At 63.2% G+C, this 25,031-nt stretch carries 23 protein-coding genes and 1 pseudogene; 15 read left to right on the top strand and 9 right to left on the bottom strand.

Annotation, left to right across the window (positions count from 1 at the left end; all coding sequences use genetic code 11):
* Positions 1 to 88 precede the first annotated feature (88 nt).
* The 14 genes from flhD to cheZ all read left to right on the top strand — a co-directional run bounded on the left by flhD (position 89) and on the right by cheZ (position 14,954).
* Positions 89 to 406, top strand: a complete 318-nt coding sequence (gene flhD / locus ACTJK4_RS17995; protein ID WP_004627783.1) for a flagellar transcriptional regulator FlhD — start codon at positions 89 to 91, stop codon at positions 404 to 406.
* A 77-nt stretch (positions 407 to 483) separates the two neighbouring features.
* A complete protein-coding gene (flhC, locus tag ACTJK4_RS17990; protein WP_027679319.1) occupies positions 484 to 1,044 on the top strand; it encodes a flagellar transcriptional regulator FlhC in 561 nt (186 codons plus the stop codon).
* A gap of 517 nt (positions 1,045 to 1,561) precedes the next feature.
* Entirely contained in the window at positions 1,562 to 2,422 is an 861-nt protein-coding gene (gene motA, locus ACTJK4_RS17985) for a flagellar motor stator protein MotA (RefSeq protein ID WP_004627779.1), read from the top strand.
* A gap of 79 nt (positions 2,423 to 2,501) precedes the next feature.
* Positions 2,502 to 3,449 (top strand): flagellar motor protein MotB, encoded by a 948-nt coding sequence (motB, locus tag ACTJK4_RS17980; protein ID WP_232039942.1) that lies wholly within the window; start codon positions 2,502 to 2,504, stop codon positions 3,447 to 3,449.
* 25 nt (positions 3,450 to 3,474) lie between these two features.
* The gene (locus ACTJK4_RS17975; protein ID WP_024978410.1) at positions 3,475 to 3,888 is read left to right on the top strand and encodes a response regulator; all 414 of its coding nucleotides are present in this window, start codon (positions 3,475 to 3,477) and stop codon (positions 3,886 to 3,888) included.
* An 18-nt stretch (positions 3,889 to 3,906) separates the two neighbouring features.
* Positions 3,907 to 6,084 carry a chemotaxis protein CheA gene (cheA, locus tag ACTJK4_RS17970; protein WP_440818588.1) on the top strand — a complete coding sequence of 726 codons (2,178 nt, stop codon included), beginning with the start codon at positions 3,907 to 3,909 and terminating at the stop codon, positions 6,082 to 6,084.
* A 79-nt stretch (positions 6,085 to 6,163) separates the two neighbouring features.
* Complete coding sequence (locus ACTJK4_RS17965; RefSeq protein WP_232039940.1) at positions 6,164 to 6,655, top strand: chemotaxis protein CheW; 492 nt, start codon at positions 6,164 to 6,166, stop codon at positions 6,653 to 6,655.
* A 123-nt stretch (positions 6,656 to 6,778) separates the two neighbouring features.
* Positions 6,779 to 8,623 carry a methyl-accepting chemotaxis protein gene (locus tag ACTJK4_RS17960; RefSeq protein WP_440818587.1) on the top strand — a complete coding sequence of 615 codons (1,845 nt, stop codon included), beginning with the start codon at positions 6,779 to 6,781 and terminating at the stop codon, positions 8,621 to 8,623.
* A gap of 225 nt (positions 8,624 to 8,848) precedes the next feature.
* A complete protein-coding gene (locus ACTJK4_RS17955) occupies positions 8,849 to 10,768 on the top strand; it encodes a methyl-accepting chemotaxis protein (RefSeq protein WP_440818586.1) in 1,920 nt (639 codons plus the stop codon).
* A 103-nt stretch (positions 10,769 to 10,871) separates the two neighbouring features.
* Complete coding sequence (locus tag ACTJK4_RS17950; protein ID WP_232039937.1) at positions 10,872 to 11,753, top strand: CheR family methyltransferase; 882 nt, start codon at positions 10,872 to 10,874, stop codon at positions 11,751 to 11,753.
* An 89-nt stretch (positions 11,754 to 11,842) separates the two neighbouring features.
* Positions 11,843 to 12,460 (top strand): chemoreceptor glutamine deamidase CheD, encoded by a 618-nt coding sequence (gene cheD / locus ACTJK4_RS17945; protein ID WP_316869735.1) that lies wholly within the window; start codon positions 11,843 to 11,845, stop codon positions 12,458 to 12,460.
* Between the two features lie 139 nt (positions 12,461 to 12,599).
* Positions 12,600 to 13,736 carry a protein-glutamate methylesterase/protein-glutamine glutaminase gene (locus ACTJK4_RS17940; RefSeq protein ID WP_316869632.1) on the top strand — a complete coding sequence of 379 codons (1,137 nt, stop codon included), beginning with the start codon at positions 12,600 to 12,602 and terminating at the stop codon, positions 13,734 to 13,736.
* 148 nt (positions 13,737 to 13,884) lie between these two features.
* A complete protein-coding gene (cheY, locus tag ACTJK4_RS17935) occupies positions 13,885 to 14,286 on the top strand; it encodes a chemotaxis response regulator CheY (protein WP_004627759.1) in 402 nt (133 codons plus the stop codon).
* A complete protein-coding gene (gene cheZ / locus ACTJK4_RS17930) occupies positions 14,286 to 14,954 on the top strand; it encodes a protein phosphatase CheZ (RefSeq protein ID WP_045201941.1) in 669 nt (222 codons plus the stop codon). Before cheY ends, cheZ begins: the two co-directional genes overlap by 1 nt.
* A 90-nt stretch (positions 14,955 to 15,044) precedes the next feature.
* Here cheZ and ACTJK4_RS17925 read toward each other — a convergent pair.
* Positions 15,045 to 15,227: pseudogene (locus tag ACTJK4_RS17925) on the bottom strand (acyltransferase); the annotation flags it as partial.
* Between the two features lie 368 nt (positions 15,228 to 15,595).
* On the opposite strand from ACTJK4_RS17925, the gene ACTJK4_RS17920 reads away from it, so the two are divergent.
* Positions 15,596 to 16,015: a c-type cytochrome gene (locus ACTJK4_RS17920; RefSeq protein WP_232039935.1), complete on the top strand. Its 420-nt coding sequence runs from the start codon at positions 15,596 to 15,598 to the stop codon at positions 16,013 to 16,015.
* 51 nt (positions 16,016 to 16,066) lie between these two features.
* On the opposite strand, the gene ACTJK4_RS17915 is transcribed toward ACTJK4_RS17920, so the two are convergent.
* The 8 genes from ACTJK4_RS17915 to nosZ are packed head-to-tail and all read right to left on the bottom strand — an operon-like array spanning position 16,067 to position 24,822.
* Positions 16,067 to 16,417 (bottom strand): hypothetical protein, encoded by a 351-nt coding sequence (locus ACTJK4_RS17915; protein ID WP_232039934.1) that lies wholly within the window; start codon positions 16,415 to 16,417, stop codon positions 16,067 to 16,069.
* A 2-nt stretch (positions 16,418 to 16,419) separates the two neighbouring features.
* Entirely contained in the window at positions 16,420 to 16,689 is a 270-nt protein-coding gene (locus ACTJK4_RS17910; protein ID WP_024978422.1) for a hypothetical protein, read from the bottom strand.
* Positions 16,690 to 16,708: 19 nt separating this feature from the next.
* Positions 16,709 to 17,248: a nitrous oxide reductase accessory protein NosL gene (locus ACTJK4_RS17905; RefSeq protein WP_440077405.1), complete on the bottom strand. Its 540-nt coding sequence runs from the start codon at positions 17,246 to 17,248 to the stop codon at positions 16,709 to 16,711.
* Positions 17,245 to 18,072 (bottom strand): ABC transporter permease, encoded by an 828-nt coding sequence (locus ACTJK4_RS17900; protein WP_316657522.1) that lies wholly within the window; start codon positions 18,070 to 18,072, stop codon positions 17,245 to 17,247. Before ACTJK4_RS17900 ends, ACTJK4_RS17905 begins: the two co-directional genes overlap by 4 nt.
* 8 nt (positions 18,073 to 18,080) lie before the next feature.
* On the bottom strand, positions 18,081 to 18,989 hold the full coding sequence (locus ACTJK4_RS17895; RefSeq protein WP_322017792.1) for an ABC transporter ATP-binding protein: 909 nt from the start codon (positions 18,987 to 18,989) through the stop codon (positions 18,081 to 18,083).
* On the bottom strand, positions 18,982 to 20,244 hold the full coding sequence (locus ACTJK4_RS17890) for a nitrous oxide reductase family maturation protein NosD (protein WP_322017791.1): 1,263 nt from the start codon (positions 20,242 to 20,244) through the stop codon (positions 18,982 to 18,984). Before ACTJK4_RS17890 ends, ACTJK4_RS17895 begins: the two co-directional genes overlap by 8 nt.
* Positions 20,232 to 22,850, bottom strand: a complete 2,619-nt coding sequence (locus ACTJK4_RS17885; protein WP_440818585.1) for a 4Fe-4S binding protein — start codon at positions 22,848 to 22,850, stop codon at positions 20,232 to 20,234. Before ACTJK4_RS17885 ends, ACTJK4_RS17890 begins: the two co-directional genes overlap by 13 nt.
* A 16-nt stretch (positions 22,851 to 22,866) precedes the next feature.
* On the bottom strand, positions 22,867 to 24,822 hold the full coding sequence (gene nosZ, locus ACTJK4_RS17880) for a TAT-dependent nitrous-oxide reductase (RefSeq protein ID WP_232039928.1): 1,956 nt from the start codon (positions 24,820 to 24,822) through the stop codon (positions 22,867 to 22,869).
* Positions 24,823 to 25,031: the final 209 nt, after the last annotated feature.

Raw genomic sequence — 25,031 nt, 5'->3', positions numbered from 1 at the left:
GGGTAGGCGTAAAAAAAATAGCGCCACCGGACATCACCATGCGAGATCGGATGCAAGTTGTACTTTTACTGCACACGACGGGACATACATGGACACGCAAGACATTGTTTCCGAGATCAGCGAACTGAATCTCACCTACTTGATGCTTGCTCAGCAGATGCTGGCCAAGGATCGCGATGCCGCACTGTTTCGCCTCGGCATCTCTGAAGAATTGGCTGACATCCTGCTGACGATGTCGCCCGCGCAGATCGTCAAGCTGGCCAGCACGAACATGATGCTGTGCCGCTTCCGCTTCGACGATCACGCCATCCTGGGTCTGGTGACCCAGCCGCACCGTGACAAGGGTCTGCAGCAATCGCAAATGTCGATCCTGCTGGCACGTCAGGCGGTTGAGCAGATCAGCTGAGCCATTTGCGGCGGTCTTTTCGCCGGGTTCAGAGATTGCACTTTGGATGAGTAGCAAGCGAAAGCGGGAGCAGTGCCATGCGTCACACCAGCGTCATGAACGAAGTTCAGCAGATCCACCTCGCAGCGGAATTGATTTCGCTCGGTGCGCGCCTGCAACTGCTGGAACAGGAAACCACGCTCAGCCGTGAGCGTCTGGTCAAGCTGTACAAGGAAATCCGTGGGGAATCGCCGCCCAAGGGCATGCTGCCTTTCTCGGCAGACTGGTTCCTGACGTGGTCGCCGAACATCCATTCGTCGATCTTCCTGAACATCTATCGTTTTCTGGGTGAGAACAGCCGCAGCACGGGTGTGCGCCGCCTGATCTCGGCCTACAAGCTGTACCAGGAACATATTCACGTCCACGAACAGGAAGAGGTGCTCTCGATCACCCGTGCGTGGATGATGCTGAAGTTCTTCGAGGGGAAGATGCTGCACACCGTGAAGTGCAAGCGCTGCACCGGCCATTTCGTGGCCCACGCAGATGACCTGCACCATGATTTCGTGTGTGGTGTATGCCAGCCGCCGTCACGCGCAGGAAAGAAAAAGCGCGTCGCTGCTCCGGTTGATGCGATCGCAGAAAAGACGATCGACGCCTGAAACGGCATTGCAGGAACACGGGAATACGGGACTTGTAGAACCGCCGGGGGATGGTCAAAAAAGGGCGGACGGGAAATAGGGTAGCGGTACGGGAAATACGGGAATAGCCGGCAAGATCGGCAGATAACAATACAAAGAACAAAAGAGCAAGGAACACAGAGCAGGAAAAGCACAGGGGCTCAGGCAGGACAAAAGGGGAAGGGGGTAGGCCGGTCGCGGGAAACTGCGGACCGGCATTTTTTTTGCCGCTGGGCGCAGAAAACGGACGAAAAAGTGGGGACGGAAAGCCATTTCCGTCCCTTTTTCTTTGGATCGGCCTACCGGGAAGCGCTCTTTGGGCCAGGTGGTGCTCAAGCCGCCCGTTTTGTTGCCGTTCTTGGTGAAGAAGGGCGCGGCGGCAGGTTTTTCGAGCACCGCGCAGCAGCAAAACCCGGCGCTCAAGCCTTCAGTTAACCGGGGGGATGCCGTTATTCCCTCTTGTATTGATCGAAGGATCGCCCATTCAGGAGTTCGCCCCGTGTTAGTTGCCATCGGTTACATCGTGATTCTCGCGTCGGTGTTCGGCGGCTACATGCTGGCCGGAGGACACCTCGGGCCCTTGTTCCAGCCGACCGAACTGCTGATCATCTTCGGCGCCGGCATTGGCGCCTTCGTGGTCGGTAACGACAAGAAGGCCATCAACGCCACCGTCAAAGCGCTGCCGGGCCTGTTCAAGGGTTCGAAGTACACCAAGGCCCTCTATATGGAAGTGATGGCGCTGCTGTACGTGGTGCTGTCCAAGATCCGCCGCGAAGGGATGATGTCGATCGAAGCCGACATCGAAGCCCCGCACGAAAGCACGCTGTTCGCCAATTACCCCGCCATCCAGGCCGATCACCACGCGCTGGATTTCATCTGCGATTACCTGCGCCTGATGGTGGGCGGCAACCTGAATCCGTTCCAGATCGAAGCGCTGATGGATCAGGAAATCGACACCCACCACCACGAAGCCGAACAACCGGCCCGCATCATCACCAAGGTGGGCGACGCTATGCCGGCCTTCGGCATCGTGGCCGCCGTGATGGGCGTGGTGCACACCATGGGCTCGGTCGGCCTGCCGCCGGCAGAGCTGGGCAAGCTGATCGCATCCGCGCTGGTCGGCACGTTCCTCGGGATCTTGCTGGCGTACGGCTTCATCGGGCCGCTGGGTTCGCTGCTGGAGCAGCGCGCCGAAGAATCGACCAAGTTGTTCCAGTGCATCAAGGTGACGCTGCTGGCCAGCATGAACGGCTACGCCCCGGCCATTGCCGTGGAATTCGGCCGCAAGGTGCTGTTCTCGACCGAGCGCCCATCCTTTGCAGAACTGGAAGACCACGTGCGCGGCGCCAAGACAGCGTAGCGCTGAACCCTATATGAGACAGAGCATGGCCACCGAGCCGTGCCATTAACGACGCAGCACACACCGACGGGAACGGACCATGAGCAAGTCCAGCACGCCGACCTTCATTGTCATTCGGCGCAACAAGAAAGGCGGACACGGCCACCACGGTGGCGCGTGGAAGATCGCCTACGCCGACTTCGTGACCGCCATGATGGCGTTCTTCCTCTTGATGTGGCTGCTCAGCTCGGTGACCAAGGCCGAGCTGTCGTCGGTCGAAACCTATTTCCGCACGCCGCTGAAGGTGGCGCTCTTTGGTGGCGCCGGTTCTGGCGACCAGTCCAGCATCCTGCAGGGCAGCCCGTCCCTCAAGCAGAACGTGCCGCAGCCGAACCCGAGCCCGAGCCCGACGGTGCAGCGCCAGCGCAACATCCGCGATGAGTCGGACGATGCGGCGCTGAACAAGCTCAAGCAGAAGATTGCCGAGATGGTCGAGACGAACCCGGTGATGAGCCAGTTCAAGCACCAGTTGCTGATCGACATGACCACCGAAGGCCTGCGCATCCAGATCGTGGATCAGCAGAACCGTCCGATGTTCGCCAACGCCAGCGCCGAGGTGCAGCCGTACATGCGCACGATCCTGCGTGAGCTGGGCTCGGCGCTGAACGACGTGCCCAATCCGATCAGCCTGTCGGGCCACACCGACGCGACGCAATACGCCACGCAGCACGGCTACAGCAACTGGGAACTGTCGGCCGACCGCGCCAACGCATCGCGACGCGAACTGGTGGCCGGCGGCATGAAGCCCGAGAAGGTCAGCCGCGTGGTGGGCCTGGAGGCATCGGTGCCGCTGGACAAGACGAACATCTACAACCCGATCAACCGCCGCATCAGCATCGTCGTGCTCAACGCACGCGCCGCTGAAGCCGTGCGCTCGGGTGGGGTCGAGCCGGTGGCCGACCTGCGCAATGACGGCAAAGACACGCTGACCGATGCTGCCGCACGTGCCACGGGTGTGGCCGATGCAGTGAGCGCGGCCAAGCCATAAAGAGCGCCGAGGGGAGAAACAGTCGATGAGCGAGAAACACATCCTGGTGGTGGACGATTCCACGTCGATCCGCCGCATGATTGCCACGTGCCTGCGCGAGTGCGGCTTTGTCGTGACGGAAGCCGGCGACGGCACCGCCGCGCTGGAAGCCGCGCGCACGCTCGCCCAGGGCAGCCACCACCTTGTGATCACCGACCAGGTGATGCCGTCGATGGACGGCCTGACCCTCATTCGCGCGCTGCGCACACTGCCAGCCTACGCCGACACCCCGATCCTCATGCTGACCACCGAGGCTGACAGCACCATCCGCGACCAGGCACGCGCTGCAGGCGCGACGGGCTTTCTGCCCAAGCCGTTCGACCCGGATGGGCTGACCGATTCGGTGATGCAGTTGCTCGAATGGCACGCGCAGACCCACGGGTCTGCTTCGACGCATTAAACGACCGAGACGACAGATATGAACCTCGACCTTAGCCAGTTTTTCGGCGCCTTCTTCGAAGAGGCGGAAGAGCTGCTCGTCGACATGGAGCGGCTGCTGCTCAACCTCGATGTCGCCAACCCTTCTTCTGATGATCTGAACGCCATCTTCCGCTGCGCGCACTCCATCAAGGGTGGTGCCGCGACCTTCGGTTTCACGCACATGACGGAACTCACGCATGTGGCGGAGTCGATTCTGGACCGCGCTCGCACCGGTACCTTGCAGCTGCGCGAAAACATGGTGGATGCCTTCCTGGAAACGAAAGACGTGTTGAAAAGCCAACTTGATGCCTACCGGCAAGAGCACCCAATCGATACGGCCACGCTCGAATACATGGTGGCCAAGCTCAACAGCCTGACCGCCGAGGAAGGCGCCCCTGTTGCCGCCGCGCCGGTGGCTGCGGCGCCCGTGGTGGCGACGCCCGAACCGGTGGCTGCACCGGAGCCCGAGCCGGTGGTGGTTGAAGCACCTGCGGCCGACGCCGTGGGCGACATTGACGGCGGCCTGGACATCAAGCTCATCAATGTCTCGAACGAAGACTGCGAGCTGATCGTCACCGAGCTCAAGCATCTGGGCACCGTGTTGCGCCACGCGCGCACCGGCCGCAACAGCGACATCGTGCTGCAGACGACCTGCACGGCTGACGACATCATCGCGGTGAGCTGCTTCATCATCGATGCGGATCAGATCGTCATCACGCCGCACGTGGGTGGTGCGGCACCGGCGGTGGCCGAAGCCGCTGTGCCGGTTGTTGCTGCACCGACGCCCGCCGCCGCGCAGACGGAAGTGCACGCCCCGGCCGCCAACGAAGCTGCACCGGCGCAGGCCGTTGCCGCTGTCGCCGCCCCCATGCCGGCCCGCCCGGCCGCTGCCGACCATAAGCCCGCCGTGGCTGCAGAAACGTCGATTCGCGTCGGCGTGGAGAAGGTCGACCAGCTCATCAACCTGGTGGGCGAACTCGTCATTACGCAGGCCATGCTGGCACAAACCGCGCAGGCCTTCGACCCGGTGCTCAACGAGCGCCTGTTTGCCGGCCTGTCGCAGCTCACGCGCAATGCACGCGACCTGCAAGAGGCCGCCATGTCCATCCGCATGATGCCGATGGATTACGTGTTCAACCGCTTCCCGCGCCTGGTGCGCGACCTGGCACACAAGCTGGGTAAGCAGGTCGAGCTGTCGACGTTCGGCAAATCAACCGAACTGGACAAGGGCCTGATCGAACGGATCATCGATCCGCTCACGCACCTGGTGCGCAACAGCCTGGACCACGGCATCGAACTGCCCGAGGCCCGCGTGGCCGCCGGCAAGGACGCCACCGGCCAACTGCTGCTCTCTGCTGCCCACCAGGGCGGCAACATCGTTATCGAGGTGAGCGACGACGGCCAGGGCCTGAACCGCGACAAGATCCTCAAGAAGGCGCGCGAGCGCGGCCTGCCCGTGTCGGACAACATGACCGACGACGAGATCAACCAGCTCATCTTCGCGCCGGGCTTCTCCACCGCCGACCAGGTGACGGACGTGTCCGGCCGCGGCGTGGGCATGGACGTGGTCAAGCAGAACATCCAGTCGATGGGCGGCTACGTCGAGATCCAGTCGCAGAAGGGCAAGGGCACGACGATCCGCATCGTGCTGCCGCTCACGCTGGCTATCCTGGACGGCATGTCGGTCAAGACCGGTGAAGAAGTGTTCATCCTCCCGCTGTCGTGCGTGGCCGAATCGCTGCAACCGCGTCCGGAAGACATCAAGGCTGTGCCGGGCGGCGGTCGCCTGCTCAAGGTGCGCAACGAATACCTGACGCTGGTGCCGATGTACGAACGCTTCCGCATCACGCCGTCGCTGCCCGATCCGTCGGAAGGCATCGTCGTGATCCTGGATTCGGAGGGCAAGAAGATCGCGCTGCAGGTCGACGAGCTGGTCGGCCAGCAACAGGTGGTGGTCAAGAACCTGGAGACGAACTACCGCCGCGTGCCGGGCATCTCGGGCGCGACCATCCTGGGCGATGGCAGCGTTGCGCTGATCGTCGACGTGTCGGCGCTGATGCGCGAGACCCGCGCGGGCCATTCAGAAAACGCGATGCGTGCCGTTAGTGCCGAAAAGCATGAGGTGGGCGAAGCACAGGGCGGTCGTTTCTCGACCGAGGCGATGGCCGCGGCATAAGCGTTCACGCCTGGCAGGGTGGGATCCACCACCACAACGAATTCAATCTAGTGGCCCGACGGGGCCGAGGGGAGCCGCAATGGAAGTCAAGAAACACGTGGTCGGCGAAGACACCGGCGGGGAAGAGTACCTGGCCTTCACGCTGGGCCGCGAGGAATACGGCATCGACATCCTGAAGGTGCAGGAGATCCGCGGCTACGAGACCGTCACGCGCATTGCCAATGCGCCCGATTTCATCAAGGGTGTGATCAACCTGCGCGGCATCATCGTGCCGATCGTTGATCTGCGCATCAAGTTCCAGCTTGAGCGCGTCGAGTACAACCAGTACACCGTCGTCATCATCCTGAACCTGATGGACCGCGTGGTCGGGATCGTCGTGGATGGTGTGTCTGACGTGCTGACGCTGCAAAGCCAGCAGATCAAGCCGGCGCCGGAGTTCTCGGGCGCGCTGGACACGGAATACATCCGTGGCCTGGGTTCGATCGACGAGCGCATGCTCATCCTGGTAGACATCGAGCGCCTGCTGATGTCGGCCGACATGGCACTGTGCGACGAAGCGGAAGCCGCCTGATCGCGACATGAATCCGGCTGGGGCGCGGCGTACGTGCCCACAGCGATTGAGGCCGGGCCGAAGGGGCCCGGCAGGCGACAAGACACCGTAACAACAGGTGCGGCGCCGTTAGGGGAGGGAAGCATGTTCAGCAAAATGACCATCCGGCTCCGTTTGGGGCTGATGATGGCGGGCATTGGTGTGCTCGCCGTCATCGTGGGCGTGACGGGCCTGATCGGCATGCGGCACGCCAACACCCGCGTGCAGGACGGCTATGCCGTGCAGCTGGCGGGCACCGTGGCATTGGCCGAATCCGATTCCAACCTCCTGAGCTTCCGCATCGTGCTCGATCGTGCAGCCATGGCGCCCAATGCGCCCGGCACGGAAAAAACGGTCGAGCGCGCCAAGATGTTCCTCGACAAGTCCGACGCCGCCTGGAAGCGCTACCGCGCGCTGCCCACCACGGCGGAGGAACGCAAGCTGGCCGACGAGGCTCAGGGCTTGCGCGACGTCTTCGTGCGTGACGGCGCGCAGGTGTTGATGCAAGCCGTGCAGACGCATGACGAAGCGCGCATCAACAAGACCGTCATGGACGTCATGCCCGCGCTGTACCGTCCGCTTGGCGACAAGGTCACGGCGCTCAACCGCCTGCAGATGGACGCGGCCAAAGCCAGCTACGAAGCCAGCCAGGCCGAGCACCACGCGCTGAGCACTCTTACCACCGGCCTGCTGTTGGGCGGCATTCTGGTGGGCGGGCTGCTGACGTGGGCGCTGCGCCGTTCGATCACGCTGCCGCTGATGCGCGCCATTGAACAGGCCGAGCACATCACGCAGGGTGACCTCACGCACACCATTCATGTGGACCGTGCCGATGAGACCGGCCGCCTGCTGCAGGCGCTTCAACGCATGCAGGAAAGCCTGCAGAAGATGGTGGGGCAGGTGCGCTCCGGCTCCGACTCGATTGCCAGTGCCACGCAGCAGATTGCCGCCGGCAATGCTGATCTGTCGCAGCGCACCGAACAGCAGGCTTCGGCGCTGGAAGAAACCGCGTCGAGCATGGAAGAGCTGACGAGCATCGTGCGGCAGAACGCCGACAACGCGCGTCAGGCCAGCACGCTGGCGGGCAACGCCTCGGATATTGCCGTCAAGGGCGGCGAAGTGGTGGGCCGCGTGGTGGACACCATGGCCGGCATCAACGACAGCAGCAAGAAGATTGCCGACATCATCGGCGTAATTGAAGGCATTGCCTTCCAGACGAACATCTTGGCGCTGAATGCGGCGGTGGAAGCCGCACGCGCAGGCGAGCAGGGCAGGGGCTTTGCGGTGGTGGCCGGTGAGGTGCGCAGCCTGGCGCAGCGCTCGGCCACGGCAGCCAAGGAAATCAAAGAGCTGATCAGCGATTCGGTTGGCCGCGTTGAAAACGGCACCACGCTGGTGGCCGAAGCGGGCAGCGTCATCGACGAAGTGGTCGTTGCCGTGAAACGCGTGACCGACATCATGGGCGAGATCAGCTCCGCATCGGACGAACAAAGCGCCGGCATCGAGCAGATCAACCAGGCTGTCACGCAAATGGACGAAGGCACGCAGCAGAACGCCGCGCTGGTGGAGCAAGCCGCCGCCGCCGCGATGTCGCTGCAGGAACAGGCCAGCGGTCTGCGCCAGGCTGTGGCGGCGTTCCGGACGCCGGCCGGTGCACAGGCAAACGCAGTGTCCACCGTGCCGGTGGCCGCACGCGCGGCTGCCAAGCCGGCGCCCAAAGCCAAGGCCGTGCCGCGCCGTGCCGCCAAGCCGAAGGCCGCCGCACGCAATACCGCTGAACCCATCGCGCAGGCCGTGGCTGCAACTGCAGCGCCGGCCAGCGCCAAAGAACAACAACGCGAGCGCACCGCCGCCGCTGCCGTGAGCAAAGCGGCTGCGTCAGCGCCCAAGTTGCCCGTACCCAAGCTCGTTGCCGCAGGCGGCGACGATAGCGACTGGGAAACCTTTTGACCATGTATGCACGGGATCTTCGCTGCTCGCGAAAGCTCTCTCGTGTGTGTTTGTGGTGTGCAGCCTGCCCTCCGGGGCAGGTTTTTTTTTGCCTGGGCTAGTGCCTGCTGAAACCGGGGTGACCCCCCACTGAAGTGGCATGACCCCACGGCGGTTCTAAAGAGCCGTCCCCCACAGGCCGATAGCGGTTAGGGGGCATATAAAAAACAGGAAGAGGTAGACAACATGGGTTGGATCAAGCGGTTGCCGGTGTCCACGGTACTTACCGGTGGTTTCCTGATCGTGGCGGCCATGGGCGCGGCCATTGGCGGGTTGGGCATCTACACGATCACGCAGTTGACCAAGGCAAGCGAAGAACTGGCGCAAAAGCAGATGCGCGCCATCACGCAGATGGGGACCGCCGCCAACAGTCTGGCGCATGCCAGCCGTGCGCAGACGGCGCTGCTGATTGCCACCACGCTCACGGAGCGCAAGACGCTCAGCACGCAGATTGCCGACAGCATGCAGCACCTGAAAGACGGTGTGGAGAACGTGCGCCCGCTGTTCACGTCGGACGAAGGCAAGAAGATGATCCGCGAAGTCGATGCGATCTACCCCGTCTGGGGCAAGCGCATGACCGATTTCGTGGCGCTGATGGACAAGCAGGGCCTGGACCCGACCCAGTTCGACAGCCGCGTCACGGCCGAGAACGTCGGCTTGCTGGATGACACCGCCGCGTTTGAAAAGACGCTCGACAAGATGGTCAAGCGTGTGGAGGAGGTCTCTGCCGCATCCACCGTCAAGGCTCGTGACGACGCGCAGCGCTCGCGCCTGGTGATGGTGGTGATGGCCTGCGCGGGCGCGCTGCTCGGCATCGTGCTGGGCCTGGTCATTGCACGCCGGCTGTCGCGCCAGTTGGGTGGCGAGCCTTCGTACGCGGCCGAGATTGCCCGCCGCATTGCCGCCGGAGACTTGGCCGTGCACGTGCAGACGCGCCCCGGCGACCACGACAGCATGCTTTTCGCCATGGCGCAGATGCAGCAGCAACTGACCGGCACGATCACCAATATCAAGAGTTCAGCCGACTCCATTGCCAGTGCCACCAAGCAGATCGCGGCCGGCAATGCGGACCTCTCACAGCGCACGGAAGAGCAGGCCTCGTCGCTGGAGGAAACCGCTTCCAGCATGGAAGAACTGACCAGCATCGTGAAGCAGAACGCCGACAACGCGCGCCAGGCCAGCCAACTGGCGGGCAGCGCGTCGGACATCGCCGTCAAGGGCGGCGAAGTGGTGGGCCGCGTGGTCGAAACCATGGCCGGCATCAACGCCAGCAGCAAGAAGATCGCCGACATCATCGGCGTGATCGAGGGCATTGCGTTCCAGACCAACATCCTGGCGCTGAATGCGGCGGTGGAAGCCGCGCGCGCGGGCGAGCAGGGCCGTGGTTTTGCCGTGGTGGCGGGCGAGGTGCGCAGCTTGGCGCAACGCTCGGCCACGGCGGCCAAGGAGATCAAGGAGCTGATTGGCGATTCCGTCGGCCGTGTGCGCAACGGGTCGGCGCTGGTGGCCGAAGCCGGCACCGTGATCGAAGAAGTGGTGGTGGCCGTGCGCCGGGTGACCGACATCATGGGCGAGATTTCCGCCGCGTCGGATGAGCAAAGCTCCGGTATTGAACAGGTCAACCAGGCCGTGAACCAGATGGACGAGGTCACGCAGCAGAACGCCGCGCTGGTGGAGCAAGCTGCCGCTGCCGCCCTGTCGCTGGAAGAACAGGCGCAACTGCTGCGCAATGCCGTGGCGACATTCCGCACCGATGCGTCGGCGGAGTTGGCCGTGGCGGCGCCGAGTGCCCTCTCTGCCGTTTCTGCCGTTTCTGCCATTTCGGCACCGTCCGTACGCAGCGAGATCCGCCCAGAGAAGACCGAAGTGGTGCCCTCGGTTGCGCGCGCCTTGGCTTCGCGCAAGTCGGCCAAGCCGGCAGCGGCGCCCGAGGCTGCCCCGGAGGCTCCCGCCGCGCAAGAAGAAAAAGCGCCTCAAGAGGCACACGTACCGGTTGCACCTGTGGCCGCCGCCGTCGTTTCGGCTGCCATTTCCGAGGCCGCCATTGCCCCGACCCTCAAGCTCGCCGCCGGTTCTGCCGATGAAGATGACTGGAGCACCTTCTGACGCCAGCCTCGCCAACAGCAAACTTGGCGCGGCCCGCGGAAACGGTGCCCGCCAACGACTGAGAGCGGGCATCAAGACTCGCCAAACACGGGGTTAGTTATCCATGGCAGCACAAAATTTGGCGCCCGTTTCGCCGACGCTCGCGTCGCGTGAGTTTTCATTCACCGCCGAAGATTTCGGCCGCATCCGCGACCTGATCTACCGCCGCGTCGGTATTTCACTGTCCGACCGCAAGAGTGAAATGGTCTACAGTCGGCTGGCCCGCCGCCTGCGTGTGGTGAACCTCGGCTCGTTCCGCGACTATCTGGATGCGCTGGAAAAAGGCCACCTGCCCGACGAGTGGGAAGCCTTTACCAACGCGCTGACCACCAACCTGACCGCGTTCTTCCGCGAGCAGCATCACTTCCCGATCCTGCACGAGCACGCCAAGGCCAAGCGCACGCCGTTCACCGTGTGGTGCTCGGCGTCGTCGACGGGCGAAGAGCCGTACTCGATCGCCATCACGCTGGCCGAGGCCTTTGGCTCGATGTCGCCCAGCCAGGTGAGTGTGATTGCCTCGGATGTGGACACCAACGCGCTGGCGCGCGCCCGCGCCGGCATCTACCCGATGGAACGCGTCGCGGCCCTGTCGCCCGAGCGCCTCAAGAAGTATTTCCTGCGCGGCACCGGCAAGCAGGAGGGCTATGCCCGCGTGCGGCCCGAGCTGCAGGCCATGATCGACTTCCGCCAGATCAACCTGCTCGACCGCGATTGGCCGCTGCAGCAGAAGTTCGACGTGATCTTCTGCCGCAACGTGATGATCTATTTCGACAAGCCCACGCAGGCCAAGATTCTTGAGCATTTCATCGACGTGATGAAACCCGATGGCCTGCTGTTTGCCGGCCATTCGGAGAGCTTCCTGCAGGTCACCAAGGCGTGGTCGCTGCGCGGCAAGACCGTGTACGAAATCGCGCCTGAGGTGCGCGCCAAGATGGGGGCACGATGATCGAATTCGGCAAACGCGCGACCCCGCAATCGGCGGCCGACGCCGTACGCACTGACAGCGGCATGAACAGCGGCATGAGCGCTGGCGCCATGGCCACGCTCGCGCAATCGTCCGCCAGCACGCACGCGTATTACGACACCACCTTCGGGCGGCGCGCCATGAAAGTGCTGCCTGGCGAGTATTCCGTCACCACCGAAGACCTGATGCTGGTCACGGTGCTCGGCTCGTGCGTGTCCGCCTGCGTGCGCGACAAGACCCTCGGCATTGGCGGCATGAACCACTTCATGCTGCCCTCGCGCAACGAGGGGGAATCGATCCTGTCGCCCTCCATGCGCTATGGCACGCACGCCATGGAAGTGCTGCTGAACCAGCTCTACAAGGCCGGCGCCAAGCGCGAGCGCCTGGAGATCAAGGTGTTTGGCGGCGCCGCCGTGCTGGCCGGCATGAGCACGCTCGACGTGGGCGAGCGCAACGGCAAGTTCGTGCTCGAATTCCTGCGCAACGAAGGCCTGACCGTGGCCGCCAAAGACCTCTTTGACGTGCACCCGCGCAAGGTGTATTTCGTCCCGTCCACCGGCCAGATCATGGTGCGCAAGCTGCGCTCGCAAAACTCGGCCGCCGACCTGGACAGCGAGGCGCAATACGCCAGCAAGCTGTCGAAGTCCATCACGACGAAGCCTGCCTCGCGCCTCCAACTCTTTACCTAGGAGACCGCTGAAAAACGATTCTGACGGCCCAGCGCCGCCTTGCCGTACGACTTGTACTGTCTGCGTCGGCGCTGATCCATCAGAACCGCTTCGCTTCGTTTTGCAACGGTCTCAACATTCAGAAGACTTGCTCCCGAACATGAACGACAAACGCAAGATTCAGGTGCTGTGCATCGACGATTCCGCACTGATCCGCAGCATCCTGAAGGAGATCATCAACAGCCAGCCGGACATGGAAGTGGTGGGTGTGGCGCCCGATCCGATCATCGCGCGCGACCTCATCAAGCAGACCAATCCGGACGTGCTCACGCTGGACGTCGAAATGCCGAAGATGGACGGCCTCGACTTCCTGGAAAAGCTCATGCGCCTGCGCCCGACGCCGGTGGTCATGATCTCTTCGCTGACCGAGCGCGGCTCTGAAGCCACGCTACGCGCGCTGGAGCTGGGCGCAGTGGATTTTGTCGCCAAGCCCAAGCTGGGCATGCGCGACGGCATGAACGAATACGCCGACCAGATTGCCGACAAGATCCGCACGGCGGCCCGGGCAAAGCTGCGTCCGCGTACGGTCGCACCGGTTGCGGTGGCTGCGATGCCCGGATCAGCAACTGCATCCGCACCTGGCGCACACGTTCGCGCGGACCATGCACCGGCCACCCCGGCACCTGCGCGTACCCATTTCTCGTCGACGGAAAAGCTCATCATCGTGGGCGCTTCCACCGGCGGCACCGAGGCCATCAAGGATTTCCTGCTGGAAATGCCGCCCGACTGCCCGGGCATCCTCATCGTGCAGCACATGCCGGCGGGTTTCACCACGTCGTTCGCCAAGCGGCTGGACGGCCTGTGCCGCATCCGCGTGAAGGAAGCCGTGCACGGCGAGCGTGTGCTGCCTGGCCACGCCTACATTGCCCCGGGCGACATGCATCTGTCGCTGGGCCGCAGCGGCGCCAACTATGTCACCGAGCTGGACCAGGGCCCGCCGGTCAACCGCCATCGCCCGGCCGTGGATGTGCTGTTCCGCTCCGCCGCGCGCAACGCCGGGGCCAACGCCCTGGGCGTCATCCTCACCGGCATGGGCAAGGACGGCGCGGTCGGCATGCTGGAAATGCGCAACGCGGGTGCCTATAACGTTGCCCAGGACGAGGCGTCCTGCGTGGTCTACGGCATGCCCAAAGAGGCCGTGGCACACGGCGGCGTGCATGAAGTCCTGCCGCTGTCGCAGATCGGCCCGCACGTGCTGGCCAAGCTGTCGGCACACGGCCGTGTGACGCGGGTATAACGCAATATTTGCGGGTACATTGGTTGCGGGGCGCAGCAGTCAGGCGCCCCGCACCATTCCGGCGCTCAAGAATTGGCCCCAGGCGCCGATAAGATTGCCAAGGAAGCCCGAAACCCCCCAATTCAGTTAGTTTGCGGAGATTGTGTCCATGGACAAGAGCCAGTACCGATTCCTCGTCGTCGACGATTTCCCGACGATGCGCCGGATCGTGCGTAACCTGCTCAAGGAACTCGGTTTTGCCAACGTCGACGAGGCCGAAGACGGCGCCGCCGGCCTGGCCAAGGTCAAGGAAGGCCGGTTCGATTTCGTGATCTCGGACTGGAACATGCCCAACATGGATGGCCTGCAGATGCTGCAGAGCATCCGTGCTGACGCCAACACCGCCATCAGCAAGCTGCCGGTGCTGATGGTGACGGCCGAGGCCAAGAAGGAAAACATCATCGCCGCTGCCCAGGCAGGTGCTAACGGCTACGTGGTCAAGCCCTTCACGGCTGCCACGCTGGACGAAAAGCTGGGCAAGATTTTCGAGAAGCTCGAAAAGGGGGCGTGATGAGCGAGATGCACGATGGCGCCCAGGCACCTGCCGCAGAAGGCGCAGACCACGGTGACATGCCGGAAATGCTCCAGCGCATCGGCCACCTCACTCGCATGCTGCGCGAAAGCATGCGCGAGCTGGGCCTGGACAAGGGCGTTGAGAAGGCCGCATCGGCCATTCCCGACGCACGCGACCGCCTGAACTACATCGCCAACATGACCGAGCAGGCGGCCACACGCGTGCTCAACGCCATCGACGCCGCGCGGCCCGTGCAAGACGCGCTGGAGTCCGACGCCGAGGCGCTGGTCAACCGCTGGCAGTCGTGGATGGACCGCCAACTGGGCGACGAAGAGATTCGCGCACTCGTCGGCCAGACCAACGGTTTCCTGCGCAGCGTTCCTGAAAAAACGCGCGACACGAACCAGCAGCTCATGGAAATCCTGATGGCGCAGGACTTCCAGGACTTGACCGGCCAGGTGATCAAGAAGGTGCTGGATGTTGTCCAGCTCATCGAGAGCCAGCTCGTCGGCATCCTGCTCGACAACGCGCCGGAACACCTGCGCGTGGAAGCCGCGCAAGTTGCGACGTCGCTGCTCAACGGCCCGCAGATCAATCCGGACCATCCGGACGTGGTCGCCAACCAGGAACAGGTGGACGACCTGCTGGAAAGCCTCGGGTTCTGAACCTGCATTGCCAGCCCCTCGCAGGATGCGGGGGCGCTGTTTCTCCGTGTTGTCAGCCTCGCGTTGACAGTTGCGACGGAGCGAATCGCCTCATTGGTTCTTCAGCGCAGCGCGCGCCAGCATGGCGTCGATCTGCGCGTCCTTCCTCTCCCAAAGCTGTGCAAGCCAGCGATGAAATTCGCTGCGCAATGCCGCATCGGCGGTGTTGTCGCCCACGCAGAGTCCTGCCGGGATCGGCAGTTCCCGCACGTGCACCATCACCCGCCCGGCCCGAGAGTGTCCTGCAGACGTAGGAACGAAGCCTTGGCCTGCATCAGAGAACATGCTGCATCGCAGCCTCTGCGCCAAATACGCTGCCTTGTCCGATGGCTCGCGACACGTCGATGACGGCGACGTGTGCGGCGCCGTGACCGTCTGCGGCGATGGCATTCCCAGACCGCGCTACGTGCGCGTCAGGAAGGTGCCGGGTGCAGCGGTATCCCGCCGGTATTTCCATGACCGCCGTAGGGGAGTTGACACGTTACAACGCCCCACAAAGCCTTGCGCTGATTGGCGTCAAGGCCTGAGCCGGTATTCATTCTTATCATGGTCATGGCCTATTTGGGCCACTGTTCTCACTCCTTTTGATTCGAGGTATCGACGTGCTCATTCGACCTATAACCATTGCTGCCCTGGTGGGGTTCACCTTGCTGACGGCATGCAGCAAGAATGAGGAGGCTGCTTCCGCTGCCTCCGCCACTGCGGCTCCCGCAACTGTGGCTGCAGCACCCGCTGCGCCGCAGGCAACCCAGGCCAGCGCTGGCGATGTCGAAAAAGGGGAGAAGGTCTACAAGTCCACCTGTGCGATGTGTCACGGCACCGGTGCCGGCGGCGCGCCGATGTTCAAATCGAAGGACGATTGGGCCCCTCGCATCGCGCAGGGCAAGGACACCCTCTACGACCATGCGCTGCACGGCTTCTCGGGCAGCAAGGGTACGATGCCCGCAAAAGGCGGCAACGCATCGCTCGGCGATGAAGACGTGAAAGCCGGGGTGGATTACATGACGTCGAAGGCGACGTAACGACATCGCCCTCGGGCAGGGTTGGCGGCGCTCCGGGTGAGCGCCGTTTGCTTATGCTTGCAACAGCGGGTCGACCAGCACGGCATCGATCACGGCGCGCACGTTGGCCCAGGGTTCCGCGCTCGGGTGGGTCAGGCGATCTTCGCGCAGCACGTCCGACGCATCGTGCAAATGGTTCGGGAAGGTGGCGAGGGTGCGATGCAGCGGCGCGGTGTCGATGCGTAATTGCGCATCCCCCCAGCGCCACGCGATTGCGTATTCCGACGCAGCGGGGTAACGCAGTTCGAGCAGAACGCCGTTGTTGAGCGAGACCAGTAAGGCGTCCTGGCACAGCGTCGGAGGTTCCGCCAACACCGCACCGTAGTGTGCCTCCAGTGCCTCTTTGAGTTCGAGATGGTGCATGATCAGCCTCCCATGCGCGCCAGCAGCGCCTTCAGTTCAGCGGTGACATCTTGCTTGGCGGTGGCAAGCGCGAGTGAGCCGAGGTAATGCTCATAGGCCGGATGCTCCGGCAAGTCCGCTGCCGCGATACGCGCGAGCAGATCCCCCTCGTCGTTCACCCCATAGGGTTCGAGCAGCTTGCGCCGGCTTTCCCGCAGCTCGTAGGACAAGCGGCTGAGCTGCTCCATCTGAACGGCATCGTCGGGCGGTAGATTGGCAAAGTAATCGATCATTTCGGGTTCTCTGGGGCGGTTACATCTGGTGGTCTTTCAGTACGCCACCGTCGAGCTGTGCCATTGGGGGCGTTATTTCATTGAACTTGTAAACCTTGCCGCCTTGATGTGTAGCGAAGGCGTCGGCATCGGCCTGCGTGGCAAAGGATGCAAATGTGGCGCCCATCGATCCGCGCGCCTTCGATCCCACGACGTAGAACGCTGTGCGGGCATCGATCCAGTGGCCCTGCGGCGTATTCCAGTCTGTCTTGGCCATGTCTTGCACGTACATGGCGCGCATGTGCCGCTGTTGTTCAGGGCGCAGCACGATCGAGAACAGCTCGATGGTGTCGCAGAAGACGTCGGGGGCGCCCTTGTCATACAAAATCTGCGCCTTCGGGCCGGGGAAGTCAGCCACCGTCATGCCGTCGAGGCTGCAGGGCGTATCCCGCGTGAGTTCGATCGGACCGGGCGTAGACGCGGCGCCTTGGCAGCCGGCCAGGACGATTGCGGTAGCGAACAGGGCTGTGCGCGCATGGCGGCGCAGGGCGGATAGAGGAGGTTGCAGTGTGCGTTTCATTTGCGGAATTTCCATGCGGCCACGGCGAGCGGAGCGACGATCCAGGCGGTCATGAGGGAGCCGAGCACGAGCGGGTCGGCCATGCGCTCGGGGAATACGGTCGCCAGACCGTAGAGTGTTCGGACTTCGTCAAAGCTGAAGATGTTGAGGATGCGGAAGATGTCTGCCGGGTTGAGCAGCATCAGGTAGGGCAGGGCGTCAGATCCCAGCTTTCCGCCCGTGGCGATCAGCGCGCCGAGCAGCAGCAGATCGAATACCAGCACGAAGAAGAACCACAACGCGATGGCGACACCGCTTGCGCGCGTGCGATCGGCGGCAACGACGGACACCAACAGGGCCAGGCTCAGGAAGGCCATGCCCAGCAGCACTGAACTGAGCATGAAGCCAGCGTAGTGATACATGGCCGCGAGCGGCAGCTTCACGGCCAACAGTATCCCGACCAGCCCAAAGCCGACGATCGTGGAGCACGCCAGCGCGGCCGCTAAGCCGAGGTATTTGCCGAGCAGCAGCTCGACTCGGGTGATCGGCATGGAAAGCAGCAGGTCCAGCGAGCCGCGCTCGCGCTCGCCCACGATCGCATCAAAGCCGAGAATCAACGCAATCAGCGGTACGAGATAGATCACCAGGCTGACCAGGCTGGCGATCGTGACTTCCATGCCGCGCAGCCCGACTTCGCCTTGCTGTGCCGCACCGAAGTAGGCGATCACCAGCGCAAAGGCTGTCAATACAGTGGTCACCGCCAGCACCCACCGGTTGCGGATGCGGTCGTGGAATTCCTTGGCGACGACAATACCGATCTGCCGGGGTTCGAGTGTCAATTGCATGTCCGGCCTCAAGCGGGTTGGCCGAGGAGCACGTCCTCGAGCGAGGGTTCGCGCAGTTGCAGATCGGCAAGTGTCGCGCCGAGCGTGGATAGCGATTGCAGCAATGGCATCTTCGCCGGCCGCGGGCACAGCACGGTGGCGCGCGATCCATCGATGTGCAGTTCGCATCCTGGCGCGGCCGCCAGCGCGCGCCGCAGGGCGGGCTCGGCATGTTCAGGGCCGCCCGTCAGCCGCAGGTCGAACCACAGCGGCAGGGCCATTGATTCGCGCAGCGATTGAACCGTGCCCTGCGCATGCACGCGTCCGTTTTTCATGATCGCCAGGCGGCCCACGCGCTCCTGGATTTCCGACAGGATGTGCGAGGTCAGCACGATGGTCACGCCCTGTGCCTGCAGTTCGCCCAGCGTGCGATAGAAGTCGCGAATCCCCTGCGGGTCCAGGCCGTTGGTGGGCTCGTCGAGAAACAGGAGTGTGGGCTGGCCGAGCAGGGCCTGGGCGAAACCGAGGCGCTGGCGCATGCCCTTGGAGTAGCCGCGCACGCGGCGGTCTGCGGCATGGGACAACCCCACGCGTTCCAGCACGCGCGCGCAATCCGTTCGGGGGGCGCGTTTGAGCGCAGCGAAGAATTCCAGCGTTTCCTGGCCAGTCAGGTTGTCATAGAACACCACGTTTTCCGGCAGATAGCCAAGGTTGCGCCGCACCGAGCGGAAGGCCCCACTGCTCATGGGCTGGCCTCCAATGCGCACTTCACCGGCGGTGGGCGCCTCCAGCCCAAGGAGCATCTTGAACAGCGTGCTTTTGCCCGCGCCGTTGTGGCCGATCAGGCCGAATAGCTCGCCGGGATGCACCGTCAGGCTCACGTCCGCCACGGCTTCGATCTCGCCGTAGCGCTTCACCAGTTGCCGCGCTTCAATCATGCTTGTTCACCCACGCGCGCCAATCATTACCCCGTGGACGCATGCGGGGGCTGGCGTCGACCACACTGGGTGAGCGCAGCAGCGGGAATTGCTCCGAGATCAGCCTCAACGTCTGTACCGCGGGGCTATTGAGCAGCAGCTTGGCGCTCGGGAAGCGCCACAACAGCCGGTCCATCAGATCGCTTGCGCGATAGGGCACGTCGCCGCGGCCGTCGCCGTTGCGGTCCCATCCGGCATAGTTGCTCCAGTAATTGCCGCTGCGCCCGCCCCAGGGCTCGTCGTGCGTGGCAACGTAGCGCACCTGCTCCTGGTTATCGATGAAATCGTTACCGTCCACCTTGTTGTGAATGGACCCGGCCCAGACGTGCATGCCGACCGTGTTGCCGATGACGAGGTTGTTGCTCAGCACGTTGTATTCGGCGTCGTAGACGAAGAAGCCGCGCAGGTTTCCGGACACCACGTTGTCTTCAATGACCGAATCCTGGATGGTGCGCAGCATGATGCCGTGGTCGGTGTTGCCCCAGGCGCGGTTGCCGCGCACGATCTGGCGGCGCGTCATCATGAGCGCCAGGCCGCCGCGGTTGTGGTAGGACTCGTTGCCCTCCCACACGTTGTCGTTGGAGTTCATGTAGTGCGTGCCATAGCGCACGTTGTGGATGCGGTTGGCACGAAACAGCGCGTGGTGCGAGACATCGACATAGATGCCGTCACGCGAAAAACTGATCTCGTTGCCGTCGAGCTGCGCCCCCGTCGTGTTGTAGAGCTGGATGCCGTTGCCGCGCTGCGCGGAGGGGTAATCGCGCTTGCCGGCAATCACGTTGCCCACGACGTGCACATCCTTCACGCCCTCGATCCACAGGCCGAACAGGTTGTAGGTGAGCTCGCAGTGTCTGACCGTGGCGCGATCGGCGCCGGGCTGGATGTAGATGCCGGCGTTCTGCGCGCCGAGGTCGTCGCCGCTGTCGCTGACAATCAAGCCATCGATCGTGACGTCCGGCGACACGACGCGGATCACATCGCCGGCGAGGCCGCCGCTGATGGTGGGGCGGTCGATGCCCACCAGGGTCAAGGGCTTGTCGATTCGGACCGGACCTTGATACCGCCCGCGCTCGATGATGAGGGTGTCCCCTGCATGCGCGAGCGTGACCGCCTGCGCAATCGAACTGCCGGCAAGCACCCGAATCTCTGCACCGCAGGCCGCAGTGCAGACCAGCAGTGCCGAGATCGCGCAGAGGAGCCGGTTCAGTAGAGCCATTTCAGTTGGGGCAGGGATTGCAGCGCCGGCAGCACGCCCACGCCCTTCATGGCAAGGAAGAGGCCTGCGCCAATCAGCAGGTTCTTCATGCCGACATAGGCAGCCATGTCGGCCCAGGAGGCTGTACGCAGCTTGTAACCCCACCAGGCGCCTTCCTTCACATAGGGCTTGCACGCCATGCGCATGACCCATTCGTAGGCGGACCACGCCAACCACCAGCCCAGTACGATGCCGGCGCCAAGCCTGCCGCCCGCACCGAGCAGCCACGCCCAGGTGACCAGCACGGCCAAGCCAATGCCGGCGGCACGGAAGAACAACGGGTGGCTGAGGAATTGCCGGTTCCACGGGAAGAGGTGATCGGTCAGCTCGCGACGCAACCGGGCGAGCGTGCCCACCGGAGGCAGCGGCAGCGAAGCGGGCGCCGGTGCAGCGGGTTTGGGCGGCGCGCTTGGCACTGGCTGGATCGGGATGTAGTAGCCGTCGGCGCCGATCGGTGTCAGTTTCAAGCCGGCGCTCGTGCGGTGCTTGCGCTCCTTGACCAGCGGAGGGCACGCATGATCGTCGTAATACATGACCATGCAATCCAGGCACAGCAGGCATTCGCGCTGGTCGATCTTGCCGTCGCGTCCGATGGCTTGCGATCCGCAGCCCGCCTCGCAGGCGCGGCACGGGCCGCACTCCTGCTTGCGCTTCAGACCCCACCACCGGAACGTCGACGGGATGGCGAGCGAGGCGCCCAGCGGACACAGGTATTTGCAGAATGGCCGCTCGATGAACAGGGCGGCGACAGCCAGCACGCTCCAGAACGTGACGAAGGGCCACGTCCGGTTCCAGACGCCGACCAGGAACGTGGTCTTGAACGGCTCGATCTCCGCCAGCTTCTCGGCGGTGCCCATCGAGTAGAACGACATCCCGAGCAGGCCGGCAAACACGCCGTACTTGATCCACTTGAGCTTGTCGTGCAGCGCCTTGGGCAACTGGAACTGGAAGCGCGCAAGACCAAGTTTGCCCCCCACCTTGTAAAGGATCTCACTCAGCGAGCCGTAGGGGCACAGCCAACCGCAGAACATGCCGCGGCCCCAGAAGAACACGCTGATGATGATGAACCACCAGAACAGGAAGATGAACGGATCGGACAGGAACAGATCCCACCGCCACTTGAAGAGAATGGCGTGGAACCATGTCAGCACCTGCGTGATGGACGGCTGCGCCATGAGATGGAATCCAGCGAAGCCGATGCTCGTGGTCCACAGCGCGTACTTGGGCCAGGAGACCCAGCGCTTGTCCTTGCGCCTGGAGCGGCGCACCAGCGTGTCGCGCGACGCGTATACCGCGCCCGCGCCAATCAACAGGAGGGCGAACAGGCCAATCTCGACGGCGCGCGCCTTCCAGATCTGCAGCCAGGGCGGAGCGGGGCGGTCGTACTGCGGCCGCCCGCCAACCAGCTCATCCGCCGGGAGCCAGTATTCCTGGTCGAAGCTTGTGAATGTCTTTGCGCCGGTTTCCGCGTCCAACTTGTTGGCCAGGAACACCAGCTTCCACGGATACGCCGACGAAAACCCCGGGCTGCGGATGATGAAGATGCCAGATTCGCGATACTCAGGCGCACCGGTTGCGCGGATGCCGTAGAGGTTCTGGTAATCGAGGTCCCGGAAGGTGAAGGTGTCGGTATCCTGGGCGACCTGGATGCGGTCGAAGATGCCCCCGCGCACGAAGCCGGAGCCTTTGAAACTCTCCGTGCCGTTCGACGCGATGAAGATCGCGTGTTCGCCGGGCTTCAGGCTCGACATGAGCGATGCGTAATTCGCATCGCCCAGAATGCTGCGCCCTACGACAGGCGCACTGATGTCACCGAACACCATATCCACGTAAGGCTGGCCGCTGGCCTGCAGCCCAACATCCTCGGGGTGCACGGTCAAGCGCTGCACAGCGCCTTGATCCAGCAGCGCCTTCCAGCTCAGGGGCTGACTTGCCTGCGTAAACTTCGCCTGGGCGCGCCGCTTGGGCGCGATGATGCCGGCCTGTTCTGCCACGGCCTTGCCGCTGCGCAGAATGACCTGATTCTCGGACATCACCGTCACGGTCGCGCCACTGATCGCGTCGAGTTCGACGGCGCCCTCGCTCACGGCGTGGGATTTGCCGATCTCGATGCTTCCCCCGACGAACTTGCCGACGTATTGCGAGGTGAAGTGCGTCAGTTGGGTTTCTGGAATGCCCAGCAGAAGGATCGGCTCGGAATGTCGCAGGACCTTGACGCCCGTGATCACGCCGTGCGCATCTATGCCCATCAGGGTAATGATGGGTTTGCCCGAATAGCCGGGCATGTCCACGATGTCGGTCGACAGGAACGCATAGCCGACCAGCTGGCGCTTGCCCGCAACGTCGCGATAGCCCTCTACGTAAGGGGGGTGCCCCTTGCGCGGTGAGAAGCTGCTGGCGCCAGGCAGCACGTCCGTGCAGGGCACCATTGCGCACAGGTTCGGGTCGGTCGATAAACCGGCGGGCAGCGGCGCCTCGTAGGCCATGCCGCTGATGCCCGCCAGCGCGGACGTGTCCATCGCACAAGTGGCGGCAATCACCGCCAATCGTGAGAACAGGTGTTTCATACGTCCGCCTTCTCCCTTACGCCTCTACAAGCATGCGCGAGCGCATTTCCAGGTGCAGCGCGTGACAGAAGTTGGTGCAGTAGCACCAGTAGACCCCGGGCTTGTCGACCTTGAAGGTGACCGACTTGGTTTCCTGCGGGTTCACGATGAAGTTGATGTTGTACTTCGGGATGGCGAAGCCGTGGGTCAAGTCCTCCACCTTGTCGAGGTTGGTGAGGATGATCGTCACCTCATCGCCCTTCTTCACAGTGAACTCGCGCAAGCCAAAGGCAGGTGCCTGCGAGGTCAGGTAGACCGTCACCTGCTTGCCCTTGCGCTCGACCCGGCACTCCTTCGGGTCTTTCACCGCGTGCGGGAACTCATCGATGTTGTAGACCTGACGCGTCTTGATGATGTCGCGGCGGATGACGATCGAGTCGTGCGGCTCGGAATAGACCGCATGGTCTGCCACGAGCTTCATCTTGTCGCCGGAGATGTCGATGAGCTGCGCTGTTTCCGGGTGCAGCGGGCCGACCGGCAGAAAGCGGTCTTTCGAGAACTTGTTGTCCGAGATGAAGAACTTGCCATCCGGCTCCTTGGTTTCGCCCATCGAGGTGAAACCGTGGCCCGGCTGGTAATTGACGTCGATGCGGTCCACCACTGGCACAGCGGTCTTGTCGCCCTTGAACGCCTTGATCGCCGCTTCAAGGTTCCATTTGACGATCTGGCTGTCGAGGAACAGCGTTGTATAGGCGTTGCCGCGGTTGTCAAAGCCGGTGTGCAGCGGGCCGAGGCCGATCTCGGGTTCGGCGACGACGCAGTCGCGCGGCTCCTTGATCTCGCCGTTGAACCACTTCAAGACGAGGTCGTGCTCGATCAGGGTTGCCGTCGGCGACAGCTTGCCTGAGCACGCGTAGTACTTGCCGTCCGGGCTGGCATTCACGCCGTGCGGGTTCTTGGGCACGGGCACATAGCAGGTCAGCGCGGTCTTCGGGTCGGTGTTGGCGGCTTTGGTGCCATCGACGACAGGGACTTTCGAAGTGCCGATGGTGAAGGTCTTGCCGGCTTTGACCGCGGCTTCGATCCGTGCCACGTTGAAGAACACGCACGCGTCGCGCTCGGCGGACATCATCTCTTCGTAATGCACACCGCCTTCGGTGTTGTACTGGTTGGAAGCAGCGAGCTTGCCGTCATACGACGTGGCCACCAGGTCCATGTTGCCGTCGACCTTGACCTGCCAGCGGGGCTCCATCGTCTCGGCGTCCACGCAGGTGAACAGGCAGAAATACTTCTTCGGGTCGTTCAGGTCGCGGCCGTCATTGGGCTGTGGAATATGGAACTCGTTGCCACAGAACACGCGGGTGGTGTGGTTGATCTTGTCATCCACCGGGTCCCGCTTGTCCGGGAAGACGCCATGGAAGCCCTGGACGTTCGGCAATTCGACGATCTTGTCGCATTCCATCGTGTCCATGCGCACCCGGGCGAGCCGGCTGTGGATCTTGTCGTTGACGAAGATGTATTTCCCGTCGTACGTGCCGTCGGTATAGGACGGATGCACGTGGTGGGTATCGCCGGTCCAGTACTTGAGCGTGCCGTCCGGGTTGGTGCCCATGATCTTCTTCGATTCGTTGGTGATGCCCCAGCCGACCAGGCAATCGATGTTGAAGACGGGGATGCGCTTGAAGCAGCGCCCCGAAGGCAGACCGTAGATGCGAACCTCACCCGAGTGGCCACCGCTGGAGAACGCGTAGTACGTGTCCAGCTGGCCGGGCGGCACTTCGTACTTGCTGTAGTCGACGCCGCCGGCTGCGCCCGGTTTGCCATCGGCCGGAGCCGCCGCCGCAGGTGCATCCTTGTCCGAGCCTTTGTTGCAGGCTGCCAGTCCGGCGGACAGGCCGACGCCGACCAGGCCCGCTGCCGTTCGGTTCAGAAAGCTGCGTCGTGTCGGGCTCACCGGAATCGGATTCTCAAAATCATTGTTGGATTGGCTCATCTCTTACGCTCCCTCAGAATTGGAAACCACATTAACAAACCGCAGGAATTTGCTATTGATAGCCATCAAAGTCAGGGGAAACCCATCAATTCGAGATGAATTGAAATGAGCCCTATTCGATTGGCCATTGGAAATTTGAATAACCTATTTTTAATGAGGATATTCGGATATGAATGAATGTGACGATGCCGTTGCGCTTTGTGCGGGTC

This window comes from Ralstonia sp. 22111, from assembly GCF_052045895.1.
Classification (GTDB): domain Bacteria; phylum Pseudomonadota; class Gammaproteobacteria; order Burkholderiales; family Burkholderiaceae; genus Ralstonia; species Ralstonia wenshanensis.
The sequence above is the reverse complement of the archived record's forward strand: the minus strand, read 5'-3'. Positions and strand labels throughout refer to the sequence as shown.